Source organism: Halopseudomonas yangmingensis (assembly GCF_900114825.1).
Taxonomy (GTDB): Bacteria; Pseudomonadota; Gammaproteobacteria; order Pseudomonadales; family Pseudomonadaceae; genus Halopseudomonas; species Halopseudomonas yangmingensis.
On sequence record NZ_FOUI01000021.1, the window covers coordinates 1 to 20,989 of the forward strand.

The following is a 20,989-nucleotide window of genomic DNA, read 5'->3' on the forward strand; positions in this document are numbered from 1 at the left end:
GTCGTAGCCCGGAGGTTTTTTCATCCGGCTGCGGACATAGACCGCCGCAATAAACGCGGCCTGCTGATACGCCGCAAAGCCCGCAAAACGGCCAAGCTCTCCAAGGGGTTTTGCGCTGGATTGCACCGCAAGGCGCGACACATCAATGAGCAGATTGCACAGCTCACCTCAAAGCATCTGGTGCAGTACGCATTGGCGCATGGGGCGGATGTGATCGTGCTGGAGAACCTGAAAGGCTGGAGAACCTGAAAGGCTGGAGGCCCAAGGCCGGCGCCAAGCGCTCGATGCTGCGCCAGCGCTTCCACGGCTGGCTACATCGGCGGCTGGCAACACTGATCGAGGCGAAGTTTGCCGAGACTGGTGGCCGAGTCGAGTATGTCTATGCGCGGGGCACTTCATCCTGGGCATTCGACGGCTCAGGGAAACTCAAGCGTGACGCCAAGCACTACGAGCTGGCCACCTTCAGCACAGGCAAGCAGTACAACTGCGACCTCAATGCCAGCTACAACATCGCAGCCCGCTACTGGGCCTGGAAACTCAAACTGACCCGCCGCAAGGACGGGCAGTTGCCGGAGGACAAAAGCTCCCCCGGCAAACCGAGAATGCCGGTCACGCTCTCAACGCTTTGGCAGCGAGAGCAGGAAGCCCCTCATCTATGCGCAGCATGATGAGGGGGAGCATTCACATTCTCGATCACGCTGGTTTGCTCTTCCGTGGCGGTAGCCACCGACTGGTTCATGTTGTCGATCTCACCGACGGCATCTGTAATCTGTTGTAGTTGTGTGCCTGCGGTATTGGCAACGTCTACGCCATGCTGGCTCAGCCGGCTACTTTCTTCCATATCGCTGACTGCGGATTGCGCAACGCTGCGCAACTCTTCGATCATGCCGTGAATTTCCCGCGCTGAACTTTGTGTGCGATGGGCGAGATTCCTTACCTCGTCAGCGACCACGGCAAAGCCGCGTCCTGCCTCGCCGGCGCGGGCGGCTTCAATGGCTGCATTGAGGGCCAGCAGGTTGGTCTGCTCCGAGATGCCCTGGATCACGTCGAGAATGCGGCCGATTTCCTCGCTGCTGTGATTCAGGGTCAGAATATTTTCACCGGTTACCGCAAGCTTTGCCGAGAGTTGTTGCATGGCGGTAACGGTTTTTTCAACGACCTGACTGCCCTGGTCGGCACGTTCTCGGGCGGCGCCAGCCTGAAGGGAGGCATCGCCGGCATTGCGGGCAATTTCCTGGGCGGCAGCACCAAGCTCGTTGATCGCGGCGGCCACGCTGTTGGTGCGGGCGGACTGCTCGTCGGAACTTGCCATATTGGCGTTGGAGGCATCCAGAACGCGCAGGGTAACTTCGTTAAGCTCGGTGGTGGTGGCTGATACCTGAGTCAGTGACCGCTGGATGCGTTCGACAAAGAGGTTGAATGCCTGTGCCAGTCGGCCAAATTCATCCTGGCTGAGCACCGGCAAGCGCCGGGTCAGGTCACCTTCACCCTGGGCAATGTCGTCCATGGTCTGCCCCAGGCTGCGCAGAGGCTTGAGCAGAAGGCGAATCAGCAAGCTCAACAGCAGCATGATGACTGTCAGAGCTGCCAGGGTGGCAACCAGTGCCGACAGACGGAATTGCCTGAGGCTGGCATAGGCTTTCGCCTCACTGACCGAGAGCCCGACAAACCAGCGTGTGCCGGGCAGGCCTTCAATGGGAATGAACGTCAGCAGTCGCGGCTCGCCATCAAGGGTTGCGCTGTAAAGATTCCGGCTGAGGCGCAGGTCGCTGCCGGGGTAGAGCTCCGCCAGTGTCTTCATTTGCAGTGCCTGCTCGGGGTGGATCAGTATCCGGCCCTCTTCGTTGAGCATAAAGGCATAGCCCATGCCGTTGAAGTCGAGCGCATTGATGATGCCGGAAAGCGTTGCCAGACTCAGATCAGCTGCAACCACGTCGGCTGCCGAAGGCGTGGCAATGGTCATGACCAGCTGCCCGGTTGAGGCATCCATGTAGGGTTGGGTCAATACGGTGTTGCGCTGGCGTTGCGCCTCGCTGAACCAGGGGCGGGTGCGAGGGTCGTAGTCGTCCGGCAGATCAGTTGGTGGGCTAATAAAGAATTCACCCTGCGCGCTGCCCAGGTAACTGAATTCGAAAGTACTGCGCAAGGCTGGACTGTTGAGCTCATCCAGATATTGATGCGTCGGGCGTTGCTGTAGTGTGTTTGCCAGATTTTCCAGCAGCAGGATACGACCGGACAACCAGTTACTGATATTGCTGGCAGTCAGACTGCCGGCATCGTTCAGATAGGGCTGGAGGCTGTCCTGCAGGTTCTTGCGCTGGAGGTAGTCGTTGTAGGTGGTGAAGCCGGCAAAGGCGGTGATCACCACCAATGCCGCTGCTAGAAGAATTTTCTGGCTGAAGCCTAGGCGTATGGGCGTGCTGGTGTTCTCGCTGACAGTGGCTGAAAGGGGCCTGTACAGGGCGCAAGACCCTGTGCACAGTGTAGACCCTCAGCCGTTATCGATCAGCAACGAAATCGGGCTACAACCTGTTGCAGGTCGCTGGCCAGCCGAGCCAGTTCCTCACTGGTCGAGGCACTTTGCTGGGCGGCCTCGCTGGTCTGGAGTGCGATCTCACTGACAGAGATCAGATTGCGGTTGATTTCATCAGCGACCGCGCTTTGCTGTTCTGCTGCTGAGGCAATTTGTGTGTTCATGTCGTTGATGGTGGTGACCGCCGCAGTAATACTTTGCAACCTGTTACCCGCAGTGGATACCTGAGTCAGGCCACTGCGTGCCTGCTCGCAACTGCGCTGCATCACGTTAACAGCCTGGCCGGCACCGGCCTGCAGCTTTTCGATCATTTGCTGGATTTCGCTGGTGGAGTCCTGGGTGCGCGAGGCGAGTGTGCGTACCTCGTCGGCTACGACGGCAAAGCCCCGGCCCTGCTCACCGGCGCGCGCCGCCTCGATAGCAGCGTTCAGTGCCAGCAGGTTGGTTTGATCGGCAATGGCGCGGATGACCGTCAATACGCCACTGATGGCATCGCTATCCTGCTCCAGTTGTTCGATGACACCCGAAGCCCGTTCTACTTCTTCGGCCAGTAATTCGATTGCCTGAATGCTCTGTGCCAGCACTTCGCGACCTTCGCGTGCCTGACGGTCTGCTTCATACGCGGCTGCGGCTGCACCGCTTGCATTGCGGGCAACTTCCATGACGGTGGCGGTCATTTCTTGCATGGCGGTGGCCACTTGGTCGGTTTCTGCCTGCTGTTGGCGGACACCACTGCCGGTTTGTACGCTGATGGCAGAGGTTTCCTCCGAGGCGGCAGCCAATTGGCCGGTGGCACTGGCCACCTGCTGCATGCTTTGACGGATGCTTCTGGCCATGCTGTTGAAGGTGTGGCCTATCTGTGCCAACTCGTCGGCGCCGGGGTTGTTGACTTCGATTTGAAGGTCACCGTTGGCCATGGCGCTGCTGGCCTCTTGAAGGTTGCGTACGCTGCGGTTGATGCCATGGATTGTGACCCATGACGAAGCAGCGGCAACCAGTATCCCGACAAGAACCAGTCCGACCATCAGCAGGCGGGTGGCACTAAAGGTACGTTCTGCTTCCTCGTATTCATGCATGGCTCCGGCAAGATAAACCTCGAGCAGCTTGTCTGCGGTTGTCTTGGCGCTGCGCAATGCCGGTTCGGCCTGGGTAAGCAGCAGCCGGTTGCCTTCAATGAAGCGACCTGACTGCATTTCATTGATAACCGGGCGCAAGCCGTTTTGGACGTAGTGGTTGCGCTCCTGTTGCAACTGCGAGGCAAGTTGGCGCTCCTCGGCGGTCATTTCAACAGCCAGCAGTTGCCGCCAGAGCTGGTCAATCGCACGGGCGTTCTGCTCAATGCGCTGGACATGGACATCCAGCGGGTGGTCATGCAGATTGAAATGGTGGCTTTGCGGATCATGCTGCAGCGAAAGCAGCAACTGGGCACGGTTTTCACCCATGAGGTTGATGATCTCGCTAATGAGTCCGGTGGGCACCAGGGATTCGTTATAAACCCTTTGCAATGCCTGATTATTGCCTTGCATGCCCGCCAACCCAATCAAACCTGCTCCAATCATCATGAAGACCAGTGCCGATGCGAGCAGAATGAGTCGGGTCTTGATTGTCATCGTATACAACAGTTGCAGCATTTAGGGATTCCCGGATGCATGGAAAGAAATGGCAACACTTGAGGGTGTGCCGGGTTCGACTGGAATGGGATTATTGTTAGGCTTTGTCGGAGGCAGTATTCCGCTGTTGCAGCGGCATGATATTGACCGACGTCAAGATTTACTATCCTTGATGTCCGAATGATATCATTTGCTTCGGCGTTAGTCCCACCCCCTCCGAGTGACCTTCTGTCCAGAGGTTTTGCATGCGTTTCAAAACCATTCGCCGAGAGCAGCTACGGATTGGAATGTATGTTCACAGTTTCAACGGTTCATGGCTGGAACATCCGTTCTGGAGTAGCCGGATGCTGGTTGATGACGAGCAGACATTGCAAAGAATTCTGACCAGCAGCATACGTGAACTGGTGATTGATCTTACGCGCGGATTGGATGTGGTTGGTGCAGATGAAAAGCAAGACGCCTCCTCCAGAGCCGGAATAGCAGACTTTGCTGAGGATGAGTCTGAACAGTCCGTAGTAGCTGCTGAACAGGCGGCTGGTGTTATTGGCCTTCAGGACGAGCTGCAGCGTGCACGCCAGGTATTTGCCAAGGGCAAACGTGCCGTGGTGCAGATGTTCCAGGATGCCCGGCTTGGCCGGACCATGGAGGTTGAAGGCCTGCATGACCTGATTGACGAGATGTCCACTTCGGTAACCCGTAACGCTCATGCCCTGGTCAGCGTGGCGCGGATCAAAGGCAAGGATGAGTACACCTATTTGCATTCGGTAGCGGTTGCGGCGCTGATGATAGGTCTGGCGCGCCAGCATGGCTGTGATGAACATACAGTGCGCATGGCCGGTCTGGCCGGTCTGTTGCACGATATGGGCAAAGCGCTGACACCCGATGTCATCCTCAACAAGCCGGGCAAGCTGACCGATGAGGAATACGGCGTGATGCGCCAGCATCCGCGACAGGGCTGGGAGTTGCTGCGATCGTGGCCGGGTGTGCCGGAGGAGGTGTTGGACGTCTGTCTGCACCATCACGAGAAGATGGATGCAAGCGGTTATCCGGAGGCCTTGCCGGGAGACGGGATCAGCCTGCTGTCACGTATGGGGGCCATTTGCGATGTCTATGATGCCATCACTTCCAACCGCCCTTACAAGACCGGCTGGGATCCGGCGGTTTCACTCAGCCGCATGGCGGCCTGGAAGGGACACTTTGATCCGGGATTGCTGCAGCAGTTTGTGGCCATGCTTGGCATCTATCCGGTAGGCTCGCTGGTGCGGCTAGGGTCGGAGCAACTGGCTGTTGTGGTGGAACAAAATCCGGCGGCCTTGCTCAAGCCGGTGGTCAGCGTTTTTTACTCGATACGGTTGCGGCAAAAAATACCGGTGTGGCAACTGGATCTTGCCCAGGATGGCTGTGCTGATCGGATTGTTGGCCGCGAGCAACCGGAGAATTGGAATATCCGTAATCTGGAAAAGCTCTGGTTGCCGGGATAGGCAAAAAAGCCCCACACAACCAGGTTGTGCAGGGCTTTTGGCACGTGCCGTGATTACTCGGCCGAACTGCGGATCAGGTGGTCAAAGGCGCCCAATGCCGCGGTGGAGCCAGCGCCCATGGCGATGATAATCTGCTTGAACGGCACCGTGGTCACATCACCGGCGGCAAACACACCGGGGATATTGGTGGCGCCGCGACTGTCGATCTCGATCTCGCCAAAGCGGGTCAGGTTAAGGTCGGAATCCTTCAGCCATTCGGCGTTGGGGATCAGACCAATCTGCACAAAGATACCGGCCACATCCAGGTCCTGGCTGTCGCCGCTGACCCGGTCGGTATAGCTCAGGCCCACCACCTTGCTGCCATCGCCGCGTACCTTGGTGGTTTGTGCATTCATGATGATCTCGATGTTGCCCATCGAGCGAGCCTTGCGCTGTAGTACTTCATCGGCGCGCAGGCTATCGGCGAACTCCAGCACGGTGACGTGCTCAACGATGCCGGCCAGATCGATAGCCGCCTCGATACCCGAGTTGCCGCCACCAATCACCGCCACGCGTTTGCCCTTGAACAGCGGGCCGTCGCAGTGCGGGCAATAGGCCACGCCCTTGCCACGGTATTCCTGCTCGCCGGGCACGTTCATTTCGCGCCAGCGCGCACCGGTGGCCAGGATCACGCTGCGTGCCGACAGGGTGGCACCGCTTTCCAGGCCGATACGGATCAGCTCATCAGTGGCCAGGCTGCTGGCCTTTTGGTTGGTGATCACCTCGACGTCGTATTCCTTGACGTGCTGTTCCAGGTGAGCGACCAGTTTCGGACCCTCGGTGTAGGGCACCGAAATAAAGTTCTCGATACCCACGGTATCCATCACCTGACCGCCAAAGCGCTCGGCCACCAGACCGGTACGGATGCCCTTGCGCGCGGCATAAATGGCCGCTGCCGCACCCGCCGGGCCGCCACCGACGATCAGCACGTCGTAGGGCGCCTTTTGGTTAAGCTCCTCGGCCTTGCGTGAGGACGCGCCGGTGTCGACCTTGGCAACGATTTCCTCAAGGCTCATACGGCCCTGGCCAAAGGGTTCGCCATTCAGGTACACGCTCGGCACCGCCATGATCTGGCGTTCTTCTACTTCGTTCTGGAACAGTGCACCATCCACCATCACATGACTGATGTTCGGATTCAGCGTGGCCATCAGGTTCAGCGCCTGCACTACATCCGGGCAGTTCTGGCAGGACAGCGAGATATAGGTCTCGAAGTGGAAGTGACCTTCGAGCTTGCGCACTTGCTCCAGCAGCGCCGGGTCGGCCTTCGACGGGTGCCCGCCGGATTGCAGCAGCGCCAGCACCAGCGAGGTGAACTCGTGACCCATTGGCAGACCGGCAAAGGTGATGCGCGGCTTTTCATCAGCCGGGCCGATCGACATGCTCGGGGTGCGCGGGTTATTCGCAGATACCAGACCGATCTTGTGCGACATTTCGGCAATTTCAACGGCAAGGTCGTGCAGTTCCTTGCCCTTGGGGCTGTCATCAACGGACACGCTGATCTCGATCGGCTTGACGATGTGTTGCAGGTACGTGTCCAGTTGTTTCTTGAGATTGGCGTCCAACATGTGGCGTGTCCCTCGATAAAAGCTGAAATTCAGGCATGAAAAACCCGGCCCGCCGGGAGCAGCGCCAGCAGCGCTGCAACGGGCCGGGTTAGCGGGTCGGGATCAGATCTTGCCGACCAGGTCCAGCGAAGGAGCCAGAGTGGCTTCGCCTTCTTTCCACTTGGCCGGGCAGACTTCACCCGGGTGGGCTGCAACGTACTGGGCAGCCTTGACCTTGCGCAGCAGGTCGCTGGCGTCACGGCCGATACCTTCCGCAGTGATTTCCACGGCCTGGATGACGCCTTCCGGGTCAACAATGAAGGTGCCGCGGTTGGCCAGGCCCTGATCTTCACGCAGTACTTCGAAGTTGCGGCTGATCTGCATGGTCGGGTCGCCGATCATGGTGTACTTGATCTTGCCGATGGTCTCGGAGCTGTCGTGCCACGCCTTGTGGGTGAAGTGGGTGTCGGTGGATACCGAGTAGATCTCTACGCCCATCTTCTGGAATTCAGCATAGTGGTCAGCCACGTCGCCGAGTTCGGTCGGACAGACGAAGGTGAAGTCGGCAGGGTAAAAGAAGAACACGGCCCACTTGCCGGCCAGATCGCTGTCGCTCACGGTGATGAACTTGCCGTCCTTGAAAGCCTGGGCGGTGAACGGCTTGACCTTGGTGTTGATTACGGACATTGAAAGCTCCTTATCCTTGAATGATTGAGGGGTGTGTTCAAGACAACGGGGATGATAGATGCAATTTTTCAATAAGCAAAATTGAAAAGTTCTTGCTGTTGGATAGATTTTGGCTATCTGTGCCGGTTTTGCCAGCGCGCTCATCCGAAGTCTCTGTAGTGGGGCCTGCCGGGTAAAATGCAAGCCGCGACGAGAATAATTGATTGATGTCAATTTCTCCATTGGCTGGGTGAATCGGAGCGATTCAGCCGCTGAAGCAAGATGTTCGGCGCTGCCCGGCAGGCATAGGCTATCTTCATCACAGCCGATTTCTGTCTCCCGGAGGTATCCCGTGGATTTTGCCTACAGCCCGAAAACCGAGGAAATGCGCCAGCGTGTGCGCTTCTTTATGGATGAGTACATAGTGCCGCGCATTCCCGAGTGGCAGCGCGAGGTGCAGGCCGGGCAGTATCCGGTGTCTTTTATGGATGACCTGAAGGCGCTGGCGCGTGAGGAGGGCCTGTGGAACCTGTTCCTGCCGTCATTGCGCGAGGACGAGCCGGGCGAGGGGCTGAGCAATCTGGAATATGCGCCACTGGCGGAGATCATGGGCCGCGTGCACTGGGCCTCGGAAGTGTTCAACTGCAACGCCCCGGACACCGGCAACATGGAGCTGCTGCACCTGTTCGCCACGCCCGAGCAGTACCAGCACTGGCTCAAGCCGCTGCTGCATGGCGAGATCCGCTCGGCCTTTGCCATGAGCGAGCCGGATGTGCCGTCGTCGGATGCCACTAATATTCAGACGCTGATTCGCCGTGATGGCGATCACTATGTGATCAATGGCCGCAAATGGTTTATCACCAACGCCTCGCACCCGGACTGTGCCTTCCTGATCGTGATGGGCAAAACCGACCCGGATGCCGAATCGCACCGTCAGCAAAGCATGATTATCGTGCCGATGGATACACCCGGCGTGGAAGTGCTGCGCAACATTCCGGTGATGAATCACGTCACCCCCGAGGGCCACAGTGAACTGCTGCTGCGCAATGTGCGGGTGCCGGTAGGCAACCTGCTGGGCAACGAGGGTGACGGCTTTATGATGGCCCAGGCGCGCCTTGGACCGGGGCGCATTCACCACTGCATGCGCGCCATCGGTATGGCCGAGCTGGCGCTGGAGCTGATGATTGATCGTTCGCAGGAGCGCAAGACCTTTGGCCGCTACCTGCACCAGCACGGCAGCATCGCCGAATGGATTGCCCGTTCGCGCATGGAAATCGAACAGGCGCGTTTGCTGGTGCTGAAGGCCGCCTGGATGATCGACGCGGTGGGCGCGCGCAAGGCCCGCAAGGAAATCGCCATGATCAAGGCGGTGGTACCGGGCATGCTGTCGAATGTGGTCGATCGCGCCATGCAGATCTTCGGCGCCATGGGCCTGACCCCGGACACCCCGCTGGCCGATCTGTGGACTGGCGCCCGGGCGCTGCGCATCGCCGATGGCCCGGATGAGGTGCACCTGCGCAGCGTGGCGCGCATCGAGATTGATGAGCGCAAGGAACTGCATGGCCAGAGCAGCGCTTACCTGACACCGCCGGATGTATTGCGGCGTTAGGGATCCGTGAGGACGCGATAGCGGGTGACCTGTTGTGGACACGCTGTAAATACATCCATGTAAGCTCGGCGATGCCCGTCCAGGGCATCGACGGTCCACAACAGGTCACCCGCTGTCGCGTTTGCCAGCCAATCAGTGACTCACAGTACCCCATGACGGGTACTGCCGAGGGCGGCGTATTTGGGTAGAGTAGGGGCCTGACTCACTGACAGGAATTCCCATGCTGACCCATCTGGACGCCCAGGGCCGTGCCAACATGGTCGACGTTACCGAAAAGGCCGTCACCGCCCGCGAAGCCGTTGCCGAAAGTCGGGTGCGCATGCGCCCGGAAACCCTCGATATGATCCAGTCCGGTGGCCACCCCAAGGGCGACGTGTTTGCCGTCGCCCGCATCGCCGGTATCCAGGCCGCCAAGCGTACCCACGAACTGATTCCGCTGTGCCACCCGCTGCTGCTGACCAGCGTCAAGGTCGAGCTGCAGGCGCTGCCACCGGATCAGGTGTGCATCACTGCGCGTTGCCGGCTGGCCGGCCAGACCGGGGTGGAAATGGAAGCCCTGACCGCTGCCAGCGTTGCGGCACTGACCATCTATGACATGTGCAAGGCGGTCGACAAGGGCATGCAGATTGAAGCCACCCGCCTGCTGGAAAAGTCCGGCGGCAAGAGCGGCGATTACCGCGCCGAGGAGGCCTGATGCTGACCCTGCAATACTTTGCCCGTTACCGTGAGGCGCTCGGGCTGGATCAGGAACAACTGGCGCTGGAGTCCGGCTGGAACTCTATCGACGACCTGCGTCGCCACCTGCTGCAGCGCGGCGGCGCTTGGGCGGTGCTGGATGAGACCAGACTGATGTGCGCACGCAACCAGGAAATGGTCGGGCTGGATGAGCCGCTGGCGGATGGCGACGAGATTGCCTTCTTCCCGCCGGTGACTGGAGGCTGATATGGGTGTGACGGTACAAACAGCCTGCTTTGACCCCGGCGCCCTGCTCAACGCCTTGCATGGCGAGCGACTCGGGGTCGGTGGGGTGGTCGGATTCGTTGGTTATGTGCGCGACTTCAATGATGGCGAGGAGGTTGCCGGCATGCTGCTGGAGCATTACCCCGGCATGACCGAGAAGGCCCTGCAAAAGATTATCGACGAGGCCAACCAGCGCTGGCCGCTGCTGCGTGCCGAGGTGCTGCACCGGGTCGGACGGTTGGAGCCGGGTGAGCCCATCGTGTTTGTCGGGGTGGCCTCGGCGCACCGCCAGGCGGCCTTTGAAGCCTGCCATTTCATTATCGATTACCTGAAAACCCGTGCGCCGTTCTGGAAGAAGGAAGACACCGGGCAGGGCCCACGCTGGGTGGATGCGCGGGATACTGACCGTGCGGCGGCTGATCGCTGGCAAGAATAGGGTGTCGTCTCTGTAAGAGATATCCTACAGCTGCTGTAAGCGAATGTCGTCACGTGCTGTGGGTTGCCAGAGGTTTTTCATGGCTGCTAATTGGTAACTGATTGAAATATATCAATAAAACAATATCCATTAGTTTTGTGTCACCCGCTTGGGTGGGGTTGAATGCTTTTTCGTAGCCGCTAATATCACACCCAAGCGCAAGGGATGTGCTGCTCGACAGGGAGTTGGGCCAGGGATTTACCAGGATGTTGAGTCAGGATGACTGGGCAATGGACAGCTAAATGGACTGAAGAGTGGGCGGGTTATCCCGCCCCTTTTTTTTGCGCTGAAAAAAGTATTTCGGCATTTTTACCTGCTTTCCACGTGCGACATACATTGTCGCAATGGCTGCGACAATCTGTTGCAGTGCTTTTGACGAGGGATTGCTTGTGGAAAGGCTGGGCAGCTGCTACATCTCTGAAGGTCAGACAGGGATGTGGATGCAATGACTGAAATAAACTGCTTTGCATATTGGGGTAAGGCGTCGCCTTTGGCAGGGCAGGGACCGGCGTATCACCTGCTTGCTTATCATTCCCTCGATGTGGCTGCCTGCGGCCAGGCGCTGACCGCCCTGCCGTCTTTTTCGCTCAAGCCTTTGGCCGAAGAGCTGGGTTGGACACAACCTCAAGTCGAGTCGTTGTTCACCTTTTTCCTCACACTGCATGATCTGGGCAAGTTCGCCCGAGCCTTCCAGGGGCTGGTACCCGATCTTTCGCCGGATTTGGTTCCGGCTGAACCCGGCAAACGCTACGACCGGCGACACGATACGCTGGGTTGGCTGCTTTGGTCGCAGGATCTTGCCGCTGACGACCCCATAGACAATCTACCGCAGCCTGAGCACGAGTTCTGGGCCGTATGGGTGCGCAGCGTGGTCGGTCATCATGGCAAACCGCCGGAAGAGGTGGCCGATGGCGGCCTGACCGCGCTGGAGCTCACTGATTTTTTCCTGCGTGCCGATCGGCTCGCGGCCCGTGAGTTTGTGCACACGCTGGCTGGCTGGATGCTCCCGGCCGATTTGCCGGTGCCTGGTCGCGAGCAGTTGAAGATACTCAGGCGGCATGCCTGGCGCCTGGCCGGGTTGGCGGTATTGGCCGACTGGTTGGGTTCGAATCAGGGTTATTTTCCCTATCGCAGCACTCCGATGCCATTGCCGGAATACTGGGCGTTGGCCCGGCAGCAGGCTACGTATGCGGTCAGCGCATCCGGCTTGGGGTGGCAGCCGCTGCGACCCTGGCCCAAGCCGCTGGAGTTGTTTGATTACCTACGCGAACCGACGCCTTTGCAGGCCTATGCAGCCACAGTGCCGCTGGAACAGGGGCCGCAACTTTTTCTACTGGAAGATGTGACCGGGGCCGGCAAAACCGAAGCGGCATTGATACTGGCACAGCGGCTGATGCAAGCCAATCTGGCCCATGGCCTGTATTTCGCCCTGCCCAGCATGGCGACAGCGAATCAGATGTATCAACGGGTTGGAGGGGTGTATCGCCGGCTCTATGAACCTCAGGCAAAACCGTCATTGATATTGTCCCACGGTGCGCGTCAGCTTATTGAGGGCTTCAGGCAAAGTATTCTGCAAAATGCTGAACAGGCGGAGGATTGCCGTTATCAGTCCGACGAGGGCTCGGCCAGTGTTCAGTGCAATGCCTGGCTGGCGGACAACCGCAAGAAAGCGTTATTGGCTGAGGTTGGGGTGGGTACGCTGGATCAGGCCCTGCTTGCCGTACTGCCGGCCAGGCATCAGTCCCTGCGCCTGCTGGGGCTGGCGGGCAAGGTGTTGCTGGTGGATGAGGTGCACGCCTACGACCCTTACATGATGACCGTACTGAAAACCCTGCTGATTGCGCATGCCCGGCAAGGTGGCAGCGTGATACTGCTCTCGGCCACCTTGCCATTGGCGACCCGCGAAGAACTGCTGGCGGCCTATCGATTCGGGCTTGGCGTAACGGCTGAGACGGTTGTTGATGATCGGCGCTATCCGCTGGCTACACAGGCCGGCAAATTCCTGAACAGCCACGCCTGCGAAACGCGCCCGCAACTGCGACGAAGTGTGTCTGTACGTCCGTTGCACGATGAGGCGTCCGTGGTGGAGCTGATAGTTGCCCAAGCCAGGGCCGGTCGCTGCGTCTGCTGGATTCGCAACACCGTTGACGATGCGCGTCGGGCCAGTCAGTTGCTGGCTGAGCATCTGCCGGAAGAGCAGCGGATACTCTTCCACAGCCGCTTCGCCATGGGCCATCGGCTGGATATCGAGGCACAGGTGCTGGCCCGTTTTGGCAAGTCTTCGACCGGACAGGTGCGTGCCGGGCAGGTGCTGGTGGGCACCCAGGTGCTGGAGCAGAGCCTGGATTTTGATGTCGATCTGATGGTCTCTGATCTGGCGCCGGTTGATTTGCTGATTCAGCGTGCAGGACGGTTGCAGCGCCATGCGCGGCAGGCCGGCGGTGACCTGGCTGTTGATGCGGTCGAGCGGCGCGAACCCCCAGTGTTGTACCTGTTGACCCCGGAGCCAGTCGAGAATCCGCCAGCGGACTGGTACGCCGGTTTGTTTCCCAAGGCCTGCTATGTCTACCCGGATGCAGGTCGGCTCTGGCTGGGCGCGCGGGCATTGTTGCAAGCGGGCTGTATTGTGACACCGGGTGAACAGGGGCAGACCGGCGCTGTGCGAGAACTGGTCGAAGCGGTGTATGGCAGTGAAGTTGACGATGTGCCGGATGCACTGAAAAAAGCCAGTCAAGACCAGCTAGGAAAAGATATGGCCATGCAGAGTCAGGCTCATTTCAACGGCCTGCGCCTGGACAAGGGCTACTGCATTGACAGCAGTGCCCGCTGGTATGAAGACCATGTCGTGCCGACGCGCCTTGGCGATGAAACCCGGACGCTGTATCTGGCGCTGTGGGCCGATGGTGAGTTGCAGCCACTGTGCGCCGATGCAGCCTATCCCTGGGAAGAGTCCGCTGTACGTATTGCCGCCCATCGTGCCCGCGAGCTGGCACCGGACTGGCAGCAACAGTTTGCCGCGCCACTGGAACAATTGCGTAACTGCTATCGGCTGCTGGAAGAGCCTGCCTTTATCTTGCCATTGGTGGCATCAGGAAACGCTCTGGTCGGCAAGGTGCTGGATGAAAAAGGACGGGTGCTGGATATGCGTTATGACAGGCAACAGGGGCTGAGTTGGTGAGGATCTGTTGCCTGGACATGAAGGTGTGAAATGGATGAGGACCGCTCATGGATTTGTTAAGTGATACCTGGCTGCAGTGCCGCCATCGTGATGGCACGCTGAAGCCGATAGCTATTGGGCAGATAGGGCTAGAAGACTGTTTAGAGCTGGTTGCGCCACGCCCCGACTTCCGTGGTGCGCTCTATCAGTTTCTGATCGGGTTGCTGCAAACCGCCTACGCGCCAGAGGATATTCAGGAGTGGCGTGATCGCTATGCCAACCCACCTACCGCTGATGACCTGGCAGAGGCTTTCGAGCCCTACCGCGACGCCTTCTTGCTGGAAAATTCAGGGCCTGCCTTTATGCAGGACCTGACCTTGCCCGATGACGTCAATCAACTGCCGGTGCTGGAGCTGTTGATTGATGCCGGCTCATCGAGCAATCAGTATTTCAACAAACCGGCGGTTGAGCACGGCATGTGCGAGAGCTGCTTTACCCAGGCGTTGCTCACCATGCAGTTGAACGCGCCCTCTGGCGGGCGAGGCATTCGGACCTCGCTGCGTGGTGGTGGGCCGTTGACGACCTTGCTGGTGCCAACCGAACAGAACGCGACGCTCTGGGAAAAACTCTGGCTCAACGTCTTGCCCCTTGATGCACTCGATCACCCGCCGATCAAGATGCTCAGCGACGTATTGCCCTGGCTGGCAGCAACCCGCACCAGCGATGACAAGCAGGGTCAGGGTACGCCGCCGGAGTCTGTGCACCCCTTGCAGGCGTACTGGAGCATGCCGCGGCGCATTCGCCTGGATGCAGCCACCTTGGATCAGGGGGATTGCGCGGTATGCGGTGCCCAGAATGTAAAGCGTATCCGTCATTACCGTACCCGCCATGGTGGCACCAACTACACCGGGACATGGACTCACCCGCTGACACCCTACAGTCTGGACTCGAAAGGAGAAAAGCCGCCGCTCTCGATCAAGGGGCGACAGGCCGGGCGTGGCTACCGTGACTGGTTGGGCCTGGTGCTGGGCAATGAAGATCACCAGCCGGATGCCGCGCAGGTTGTCCGCTACTTCAATGCCAAACCGCGCAACCTGAACGTGCGCTTGTGGTGTTTCGGTTTCGATATGTCGAACATGAAAGCGCTGTGCTGGTACGACAGTCTGTTGCCGGTACACGGCGTGGCACCTGACGTTCAGCGGAAGTTTACCCGCAGCGTCAAGCCGGTGCTGGATTCGGCCAATGACATGGCCTCCGTTCTGCACAAACAGGTCAAAGCGGCCTGGTTTCGCCGGCCGGGCGATGCCGGTCAGGAGCCTGCCGTGACACAAAGTTTTTGGCAGAGCTCTGAGACGGCCTTTTATCAGGTGTTGGAGCGGCTCAGCAAGCTCGATTTTGACAGCGAGGCCGAGTTGGCACCGATCTACAGAGCCTGGCTGCAGGCCACGCGTCGTCTGGTGCTAAGTCTGTTTGACCACTGGGTGCTGAGCGGTCCGCTGGAAGATATGGACATGCAACGTGTGGTCAAGGCCCGAGCTGATCTGGCCAAAGAGCTGAATACGGGCAAGGCACAAAAGCCGCTGTGGACAATCGTTAATCAATATCTCAAGGAGCAGGCATGAAGCCGAGAAAGCCCAGATTGAACGAGGCCCAGCAGCGCTGGGTGCGCGACTGGTGGCGCGCCTTGCAGCCCCGCGCCGAGGGTGATGAACCCATACCCGGCGAGCTGACTGCCATGGGGCGGGGTGAGCGGGCACAACTGCGCCGCTGCGCCGATGCCGATGAGTTGCTTGCCCAAGCGGCTACCCTGCTGCTGGCACACCGGTTGGTTGCACTCAATGGTGAGCGAGGCCCGCTGCCTGATAATTCGTTGAGCTACGAGCGCATGGCTTGGGTGGCCGGGGTGCTGGCTAACGTCAAAGATGACCGGCGTGATGGCAAAAGTCTCGCCATACATCTCGGGCAGGCTGCTGATGCCGAGCGCCCACCGATGAGCGAACTGCGTTTCAGGGCCATGCTGCGCGGCACGGCGATGCAGGAGCTTTTCCTGCATTGGCGTCGAGCGTTGCAACTGGCCGGGGGCAAGACCGATGTGGCACGTCTGGCTGATGACCTGCTGAGCTGGCAGATAGACCAGGGCCAGTCTGCTGCTCAGGCGAGCAACGGGGTCAAATTTCATTGGGCCTATGACTACTATTTGAGCGCCCGGGACCGGGCAGCTGCCAAAGAACCTGAATTCAACAAGGAGATGTCCAAATGACTCGTTTTGTGCAATTGCACCTACTGACGTCCTACCCGCCAGCCAATCTTAACCGTGATGATCTGGGCAACCCGAAAACCGCGCGTCTCGGTGGTGTTGAACGCTTGCGTGTGTCCTCGCAAAGCCTCAAACGCGCCTGGCGTACCTCGGAACTGTTTCAGCAGCATCTGGCTGGGACTATTGGTACACGCACAAAACGCCTGGGGGTTGAGGCTTTTGAGGCCCTGCTGGGGGCTGGCGTGACTGAGAAGCAGGCGCGTGAGTGGGCTGGACAAATCGCCAAGGTTTACGGGGCTGCGAAAAAGGATAATCCACTGGAAATCGAGCAGTTGGTTCATATCGCGCCTGAAGAGCGTGCTTCGCTGGATCAACTGGTGGCCACCCTTGCCGAGGAAAAACGCGGCCCAACTGATGAGGAGTTGGATACCCTGCTGCACCACCAGACAGCGGTGGATATCGCCATGTTTGGTCGTATGCTGGCCTCCAAAACACAGTTCAACGGCGAGGCCGCAGTGCAGGTAGCTCATGCCATCGGCGTGCACGCATCGGCTATTGAGGATGACTACTTCACCGCAGTTGACGATCTCAACCGCAATGATCCTGGCGCTGCGCATATCGGTGAATCCGGTTTCGCCGCTGCAGTGTTCTACCAGTACATCTGCATCGACCGCGATCTGCTGAAACGGAATCTGGGGGGCGATGAAGTGCTGACTCAAAAGGCAATGCGGGCTCTGACTGAAGCGGCGCTCAAGGTGGGGCCCAGCGGCAAGCAAAACAGCTTCGCCAGCCGGGCTTTCGCCCACTTTGCGCTGGCCGAGAAAGGCACTGATCAGCCGCGCTCTCTGTCACTGGCCTTCGTCAAACCGGTGGCCGGCACAGACTATGCCGGTGATGCCGTTGCTGCTTTGCAACAGGTGCGCGACAACATGGACAAGGTCTATGGAGCCTGCGCCGAAAGCCGCTGCCAGTTCAATGTGCTGACGGGTGAAGGGTCAGTGGCCGACCTGCTTGATTTTGTCGCCGCGGAGTAAGCCATGACTGACTATCTACTGCTGCGACTCTATGGCCCTCTGGCCAGCTGGGGCGAGATTGCAGTGGGCGAATCGCGACACTCGGCGGTACAACCCTCGCGCTCGGCGCTGCTCGGCTTGCTGGGCGCAGCGCTGGGTATTGAGCGGCATGATGATGCCGCTCAGCAGGCGCTTGCGGACGGTTACCGCTTTGCGATCAAGCTGGAATGTGTGGGCTCGCCCTTGCGTGACTATCACACGGTTCAGGTAGGCGTGCCGCCGCGCAAGTTTCAGTTTCGCTCACGTCGTCAGGAATTGGCTGCCGACAAAGTCGATACCATTCTGTCGACCCGTGAATACCGCTGTGACAGCCTCGCATTGATTGCTGTGGAAGCCTTGCCCGGTGCGCCGGTGGATTTGGTCTCCCTGGCCGAAGCGCTGCGCAAGCCGCACTTTACCCTGTATCTGGGGCGCAAATCCTGCCCGCTTGCCTTGCCGCTGGCCCCCAAAATTCTTGCCGCCAGCAGTGTGCGTGAAGTATTCGACAATCTGGAGTTGCCTTCCTTGCTGGGTTTGCTGGATCGCTATCAGCCCGAGCAAGCCTGGCCAAGTCGACAGGACCAACAGGCACTGCGTCCCGGTGCCGCGCGATACTATTGGGAAGACGGGATGACTGCAGGCATGGCGCCGAGCTTTGAGGCCCAACGACACGATCAGCCACTCTCCCGTCGCCGCTGGCAATTTGCACCGCGCCGCGAGTGGGTGGCCCTGAATGATGGAGGGCAGTCATGAGCCATTATTTCTCGCTTGTTAGGCTGCTCGGCAGTCCGCGTCACGATGCCTGGCTGCGTGACTTGTCGCGCCATGGTGAAGCCTACAGGGATCATGCGTTGATCTGGCGTCTGTTCCCGGGCGATGGCGCTGCGCGTGACTTTGTCTTTCGCCGTCTTGAAGATGAAAAAAGCTTCTATGTGGTTTCAGCACGACCACCACAGGCCGATGCGGGGTTATTCCATATCCAGAGCAAAGCCTATTCGCCTGAGTTGGCCGAGGGTGATTGGGTGCGGTTCGATCTGCGTGCCAATCCCACCGTCAGCGTGCGCCGGGAGAATGGCCGATCACAGCGTCATGATGTGCTGATGCACGCCAAGCAGCTTGCCAGCACAGAAAAATCGGCACTACCTGAGCGGCTGGAAGCAGCAGGCAGGGAATGGCTACAAGACAGGGTAGAACGCTGGGGACTGGATTTGCGTGCTGACAGTCTTATGCAAAACGGTTATCGCCAGCAGCGGTTGAAGCGTAAGGGTAAACACATCGCTTTTTCCACGTTTGATTATCAGGGCATTGCCCAGGTTACAGACCCTGAACAATTGCGCCGGGCACTGCTCGACGGGGTTGGACACAGCAAGGGCTTTGGCTGTGGGCTGTTGCTGGTCAAACGTGTGGACTGAAGCGATATGGCTCAACACAGGGAAGGAGAGCACAAGATGAAAGCGAAATTGAGTGTTCTGGAGCAGGACATCAGTACCGATACCAGGGACGGTGTTGAATACATCTGTATTACCGATATTGCGCGTTACAAGAATGCGGAGCGAACCGGGGCTATACTCGGTAATTGGTTACGTAACCGTAACACCATCGAGTTCCTGGGGGTTTGGGAGCAAATCCATAACCCCGATTTTAAAGTCATCGAATTCGATGACTTTAAAAAACAGGCTGGCCTTAATAGCTTCACCTTGACCCCCAAGCAATGGATTGAGAAGACCAATGCGATTGGTCTGAAATCCAAGGCTGGCCGCTATGGCGGAACTTACGCCCAGAAAGATATCGCGTCCGAATTTGCCAGCTGGATTTCGGTTGAGTTCAAGCTTTACCTGATCAAGGAATTTCAACGGCTCAAGGAGCAGGAGTATCGGCAGTTGGGCTGGGATATCCGGCGCAATCTGGCCAAGGTGAACTACCTGATACATACCGATGCCATTCGCGAAAATTTGATACCGGATACCCTGACTGCCCAGCAGATCAGTCGCGTCTATGCCAGCGAGGCTGATCTGCTGAATATGGCGTTGTTTGGCGTGACCGCCAAGGAGTGGCGCGAGGGCAATTCCGCGCTGAAAGGCAATATCCGCGATCATGCCAATGTTCATCAACTGGTTTGTCTGGCCAACCTCGAAAGCATGAACGCCCACTTTATAGAGCAGGGTGTAGCTCAGCACGAACGGTTGGCAAGGCTTAACGAATTGGCTATCCGGCAAATGCGCATACTGCAGGACAAGACCCCGGACTTGCTCCGATCGCCAGACCAAGAGGGCTAGGCATGGCCGGCAATACACTGCTACCGCCACTGAAGCCTTTGCCCATGAAGGATCGGGTCTCCATGATCTTCGTCCAGTATGGTCAGATTGATGTGCTGGATGGCGCCTTCGTCGTGATCGACAAAAACGGCGTACGCATGCATATCCCGGTTGGCTCGGTTGCGTGCATCATGTTGGAACCCGGCACACGGGTATCCCATGCAGCCGTGCATTTGGCCTCGACTGTCGGCACCTTGCTGGTCTGGGTGGGTGAGTCCGGCGTGCGCTTGTACGCCAGCGGTCAGCCGGGCGGTGCCCGTGCAGATCGCTTGTTATACCAAGCCAAACTGGCACTGGACGATGACCTCCGGTTGAAAGTGGTACGCAAAATGTACGAAGTGCGTTTTGGCGAGCCTGCTCCAGCCAGACGTAGTGTTGAGCAATTGCGAGGCATTGAGGGAGCCAGGGTCCGCGAAACCTATAAGCTGCTGGCCCGGCAATATGGTGTGGATTGGCGTTCGCGCAACTATGACCGCCAGCAGTGGGATGTTGCAGACGTTCCGAATCGCTGTCTATCCGCAGCAACATCGTGCTTGTACGGCATTACTGAGGCTGCCGTTCTAGCGGCAGGTTATGCTCCCGCTGTTGGCTTCATCCATACTGGCAAACCCCTGTCCTTCGTCTATGACATTGCAGACCTGTTCAAATTCGAAACGGTCGTGCCACTGGCTTTTCGTATTGCCGCCAAGGCCACGATGCAACCAGAGCGTGAGGTGAGACTGGCTTGCAGGGATCTTTTTCGCACCAGCAAAATTCTGGGGAAAATTATTCCAACCATTGAAGACGTATTGGCTTCAGGCGGTATTTCAACCCCAGAAGCACCGCCTGAGTCCGTCCCTCCCGCTATACCTAATCCAGAAAGCCTTGGCGATGCCGGGCACCGGTCGCAGTAATGAGCTTTCTGGTTGTAGTCACAGAGAACGTGCCGCCACGCCTGCGTGGCCGAATGGCCATTTGGCTGCTGGAAGTTCGCGCAGGTGTGTATATCGGCAATGTTTCCAGACGTACCCGCGAAATGATCTGGCAGCAGCTAAGCGAAGGCCATGAAGATGGCAATGTGGTCATGGCTTGGGCGAGTAATCATGAATCTGGCTACGAGTTTCAAACGCTAGGACCAAATCGACGCCTGCCAGTTGAGTTTGACGGTCTGTATTTGGTCGCTTTCCAGCCTCAGGAAAGCAGTGATCTTTAACAAGAAAAACTGGTAGAAAAATAGGTGCTGATTTTTCCTTTAAGGAACAATCAGTTACTCTAAGTGCGTTCCCCGCGTCCGCGGGGATGAACCGCCAAA

Annotated in this window: 20 protein-coding genes; 16 read left to right on the forward strand and 4 right to left on the reverse strand. The window is 58.5% G+C overall.

Annotation, left to right across the window (positions count from 1 at the left end):
• Together BMZ23_RS15080 and BMZ23_RS15085 are read left to right on the forward strand one after the other, a co-directional pair.
• Positions 1 to 249 (forward strand): hypothetical protein (locus BMZ23_RS15080; protein ID WP_218143614.1); only part of this gene is annotated, 249 nt, incomplete at its 5' end.
• 35 nt (positions 250 to 284) lie between these two features.
• Positions 285 to 668, forward strand: coding sequence for a transposase (locus BMZ23_RS15085; RefSeq protein ID WP_218143615.1), 384 nt, complete (start codon positions 285 to 287; stop codon positions 666 to 668).
• Here BMZ23_RS15085 and BMZ23_RS13995 read toward each other — a convergent pair.
• Together BMZ23_RS13995 and BMZ23_RS14000 are read right to left on the reverse strand one after the other, a co-directional pair.
• Positions 650 to 2,365 carry a methyl-accepting chemotaxis protein gene (locus BMZ23_RS13995; protein ID WP_143069604.1) on the reverse strand — a complete coding sequence of 572 codons (1,716 nt, stop codon included), beginning with the start codon at positions 2,363 to 2,365 and terminating at the stop codon, positions 650 to 652. The two genes, BMZ23_RS15085 and BMZ23_RS13995, sit on opposite strands and share 19 nt — an antisense overlap.
• A gap of 140 nt (positions 2,366 to 2,505) precedes the next feature.
• Positions 2,506 to 4,164 (reverse strand): methyl-accepting chemotaxis protein, encoded by a 1,659-nt coding sequence (locus tag BMZ23_RS14000; protein WP_093478754.1) that lies wholly within the window; start codon positions 4,162 to 4,164, stop codon positions 2,506 to 2,508.
• Positions 4,165 to 4,388: 224 nt separating this feature from the next.
• Here BMZ23_RS14000 and BMZ23_RS14005 point away from each other — a divergent pair, with 224 nt between their 5' ends.
• Entirely contained in the window at positions 4,389 to 5,624 is a 1,236-nt protein-coding gene (locus tag BMZ23_RS14005) for an HD-GYP domain-containing protein (RefSeq protein ID WP_093478757.1), read from the forward strand.
• 53 nt (positions 5,625 to 5,677) lie between these two features.
• Here BMZ23_RS14005 and ahpF read toward each other — a convergent pair whose 3' ends face one another.
• Together ahpF and ahpC are read right to left on the reverse strand one after the other, a co-directional pair.
• Positions 5,678 to 7,228 carry an alkyl hydroperoxide reductase subunit F gene (gene ahpF, locus BMZ23_RS14010; protein ID WP_093478760.1) on the reverse strand — a complete coding sequence of 517 codons (1,551 nt, stop codon included), beginning with the start codon at positions 7,226 to 7,228 and terminating at the stop codon, positions 5,678 to 5,680.
• Positions 7,229 to 7,330: 102 nt separating this feature from the next.
• The gene (gene ahpC, locus BMZ23_RS14015) at positions 7,331 to 7,894 is read right to left on the reverse strand and encodes an alkyl hydroperoxide reductase subunit C (protein ID WP_093478763.1); all 564 of its coding nucleotides are present in this window, start codon (positions 7,892 to 7,894) and stop codon (positions 7,331 to 7,333) included.
• Positions 7,895 to 8,225: 331 nt separating this feature from the next.
• Here ahpC and BMZ23_RS14020 point away from each other — a divergent pair, with 331 nt between their 5' ends.
• From BMZ23_RS14020 to cas2e, 13 genes are all read left to right on the forward strand, one after another.
• A complete protein-coding gene (locus BMZ23_RS14020; RefSeq protein ID WP_093478766.1) occupies positions 8,226 to 9,482 on the forward strand; it encodes an acyl-CoA dehydrogenase family protein in 1,257 nt (418 codons plus the stop codon).
• A 220-nt stretch (positions 9,483 to 9,702) separates the two neighbouring features.
• Positions 9,703 to 10,176: a cyclic pyranopterin monophosphate synthase MoaC gene (gene moaC / locus BMZ23_RS14025; protein ID WP_093478769.1), complete on the forward strand. Its 474-nt coding sequence runs from the start codon at positions 9,703 to 9,705 to the stop codon at positions 10,174 to 10,176.
• Positions 10,176 to 10,424, forward strand: a complete 249-nt coding sequence (gene moaD, locus BMZ23_RS14030) for a molybdopterin converting factor subunit 1 (RefSeq protein ID WP_093478772.1) — start codon at positions 10,176 to 10,178, stop codon at positions 10,422 to 10,424. The genes moaC and moaD overlap by 1 nt, the downstream gene beginning before the upstream one ends.
• Position 10,425: 1 nt before the next feature.
• Positions 10,426 to 10,878, forward strand: a complete 453-nt coding sequence (moaE, locus tag BMZ23_RS14035) for a molybdopterin synthase catalytic subunit MoaE (protein WP_093478775.1) — start codon at positions 10,426 to 10,428, stop codon at positions 10,876 to 10,878.
• A gap of 484 nt (positions 10,879 to 11,362) precedes the next feature.
• Positions 11,363 to 14,095: a CRISPR-associated helicase/endonuclease Cas3 gene (locus tag BMZ23_RS14040; protein WP_093478778.1), complete on the forward strand. Its 2,733-nt coding sequence runs from the start codon at positions 11,363 to 11,365 to the stop codon at positions 14,093 to 14,095.
• A gap of 47 nt (positions 14,096 to 14,142) precedes the next feature.
• Positions 14,143 to 15,696 (forward strand): type I-E CRISPR-associated protein Cse1/CasA, encoded by a 1,554-nt coding sequence (gene casA, locus BMZ23_RS14045; RefSeq protein ID WP_093478781.1) that lies wholly within the window; start codon positions 14,143 to 14,145, stop codon positions 15,694 to 15,696.
• Positions 15,693 to 16,334 (forward strand): type I-E CRISPR-associated protein Cse2/CasB, encoded by a 642-nt coding sequence (casB, locus tag BMZ23_RS14050; protein ID WP_093478784.1) that lies wholly within the window; start codon positions 15,693 to 15,695, stop codon positions 16,332 to 16,334. The genes casA and casB overlap by 4 nt, the downstream gene beginning before the upstream one ends.
• Entirely contained in the window at positions 16,331 to 17,365 is a 1,035-nt protein-coding gene (gene cas7e, locus BMZ23_RS14055) for a type I-E CRISPR-associated protein Cas7/Cse4/CasC (RefSeq protein WP_093478787.1), read from the forward strand. Before casB ends, cas7e begins: the two co-directional genes overlap by 4 nt.
• Positions 17,366 to 17,368: 3 nt before the next feature.
• Positions 17,369 to 18,136, forward strand: coding sequence for a type I-E CRISPR-associated protein Cas5/CasD (cas5e, locus tag BMZ23_RS14060; RefSeq protein ID WP_093478790.1), 768 nt, complete (start codon positions 17,369 to 17,371; stop codon positions 18,134 to 18,136).
• Positions 18,133 to 18,795 (forward strand): type I-E CRISPR-associated protein Cas6/Cse3/CasE, encoded by a 663-nt coding sequence (cas6e, locus tag BMZ23_RS14065; protein WP_093478793.1) that lies wholly within the window; start codon positions 18,133 to 18,135, stop codon positions 18,793 to 18,795. The genes cas5e and cas6e overlap by 4 nt, the downstream gene beginning before the upstream one ends.
• Before the next feature lie 36 nt (positions 18,796 to 18,831).
• The gene (locus BMZ23_RS14070) at positions 18,832 to 19,659 is read left to right on the forward strand and encodes a KilA-N domain-containing protein (protein ID WP_093478796.1); all 828 of its coding nucleotides are present in this window, start codon (positions 18,832 to 18,834) and stop codon (positions 19,657 to 19,659) included.
• 2 nt (positions 19,660 to 19,661) lie between these two features.
• Positions 19,662 to 20,591 carry a type I-E CRISPR-associated endonuclease Cas1e gene (gene cas1e / locus BMZ23_RS14075; protein ID WP_218143618.1) on the forward strand — a complete coding sequence of 310 codons (930 nt, stop codon included), beginning with the start codon at positions 19,662 to 19,664 and terminating at the stop codon, positions 20,589 to 20,591.
• Complete coding sequence (gene cas2e, locus BMZ23_RS14080; RefSeq protein ID WP_093478799.1) at positions 20,591 to 20,890, forward strand: type I-E CRISPR-associated endoribonuclease Cas2e; 300 nt, start codon at positions 20,591 to 20,593, stop codon at positions 20,888 to 20,890. The genes cas1e and cas2e overlap by 1 nt, the downstream gene beginning before the upstream one ends.
• Positions 20,891 to 20,989: the final 99 nt, after the last annotated feature.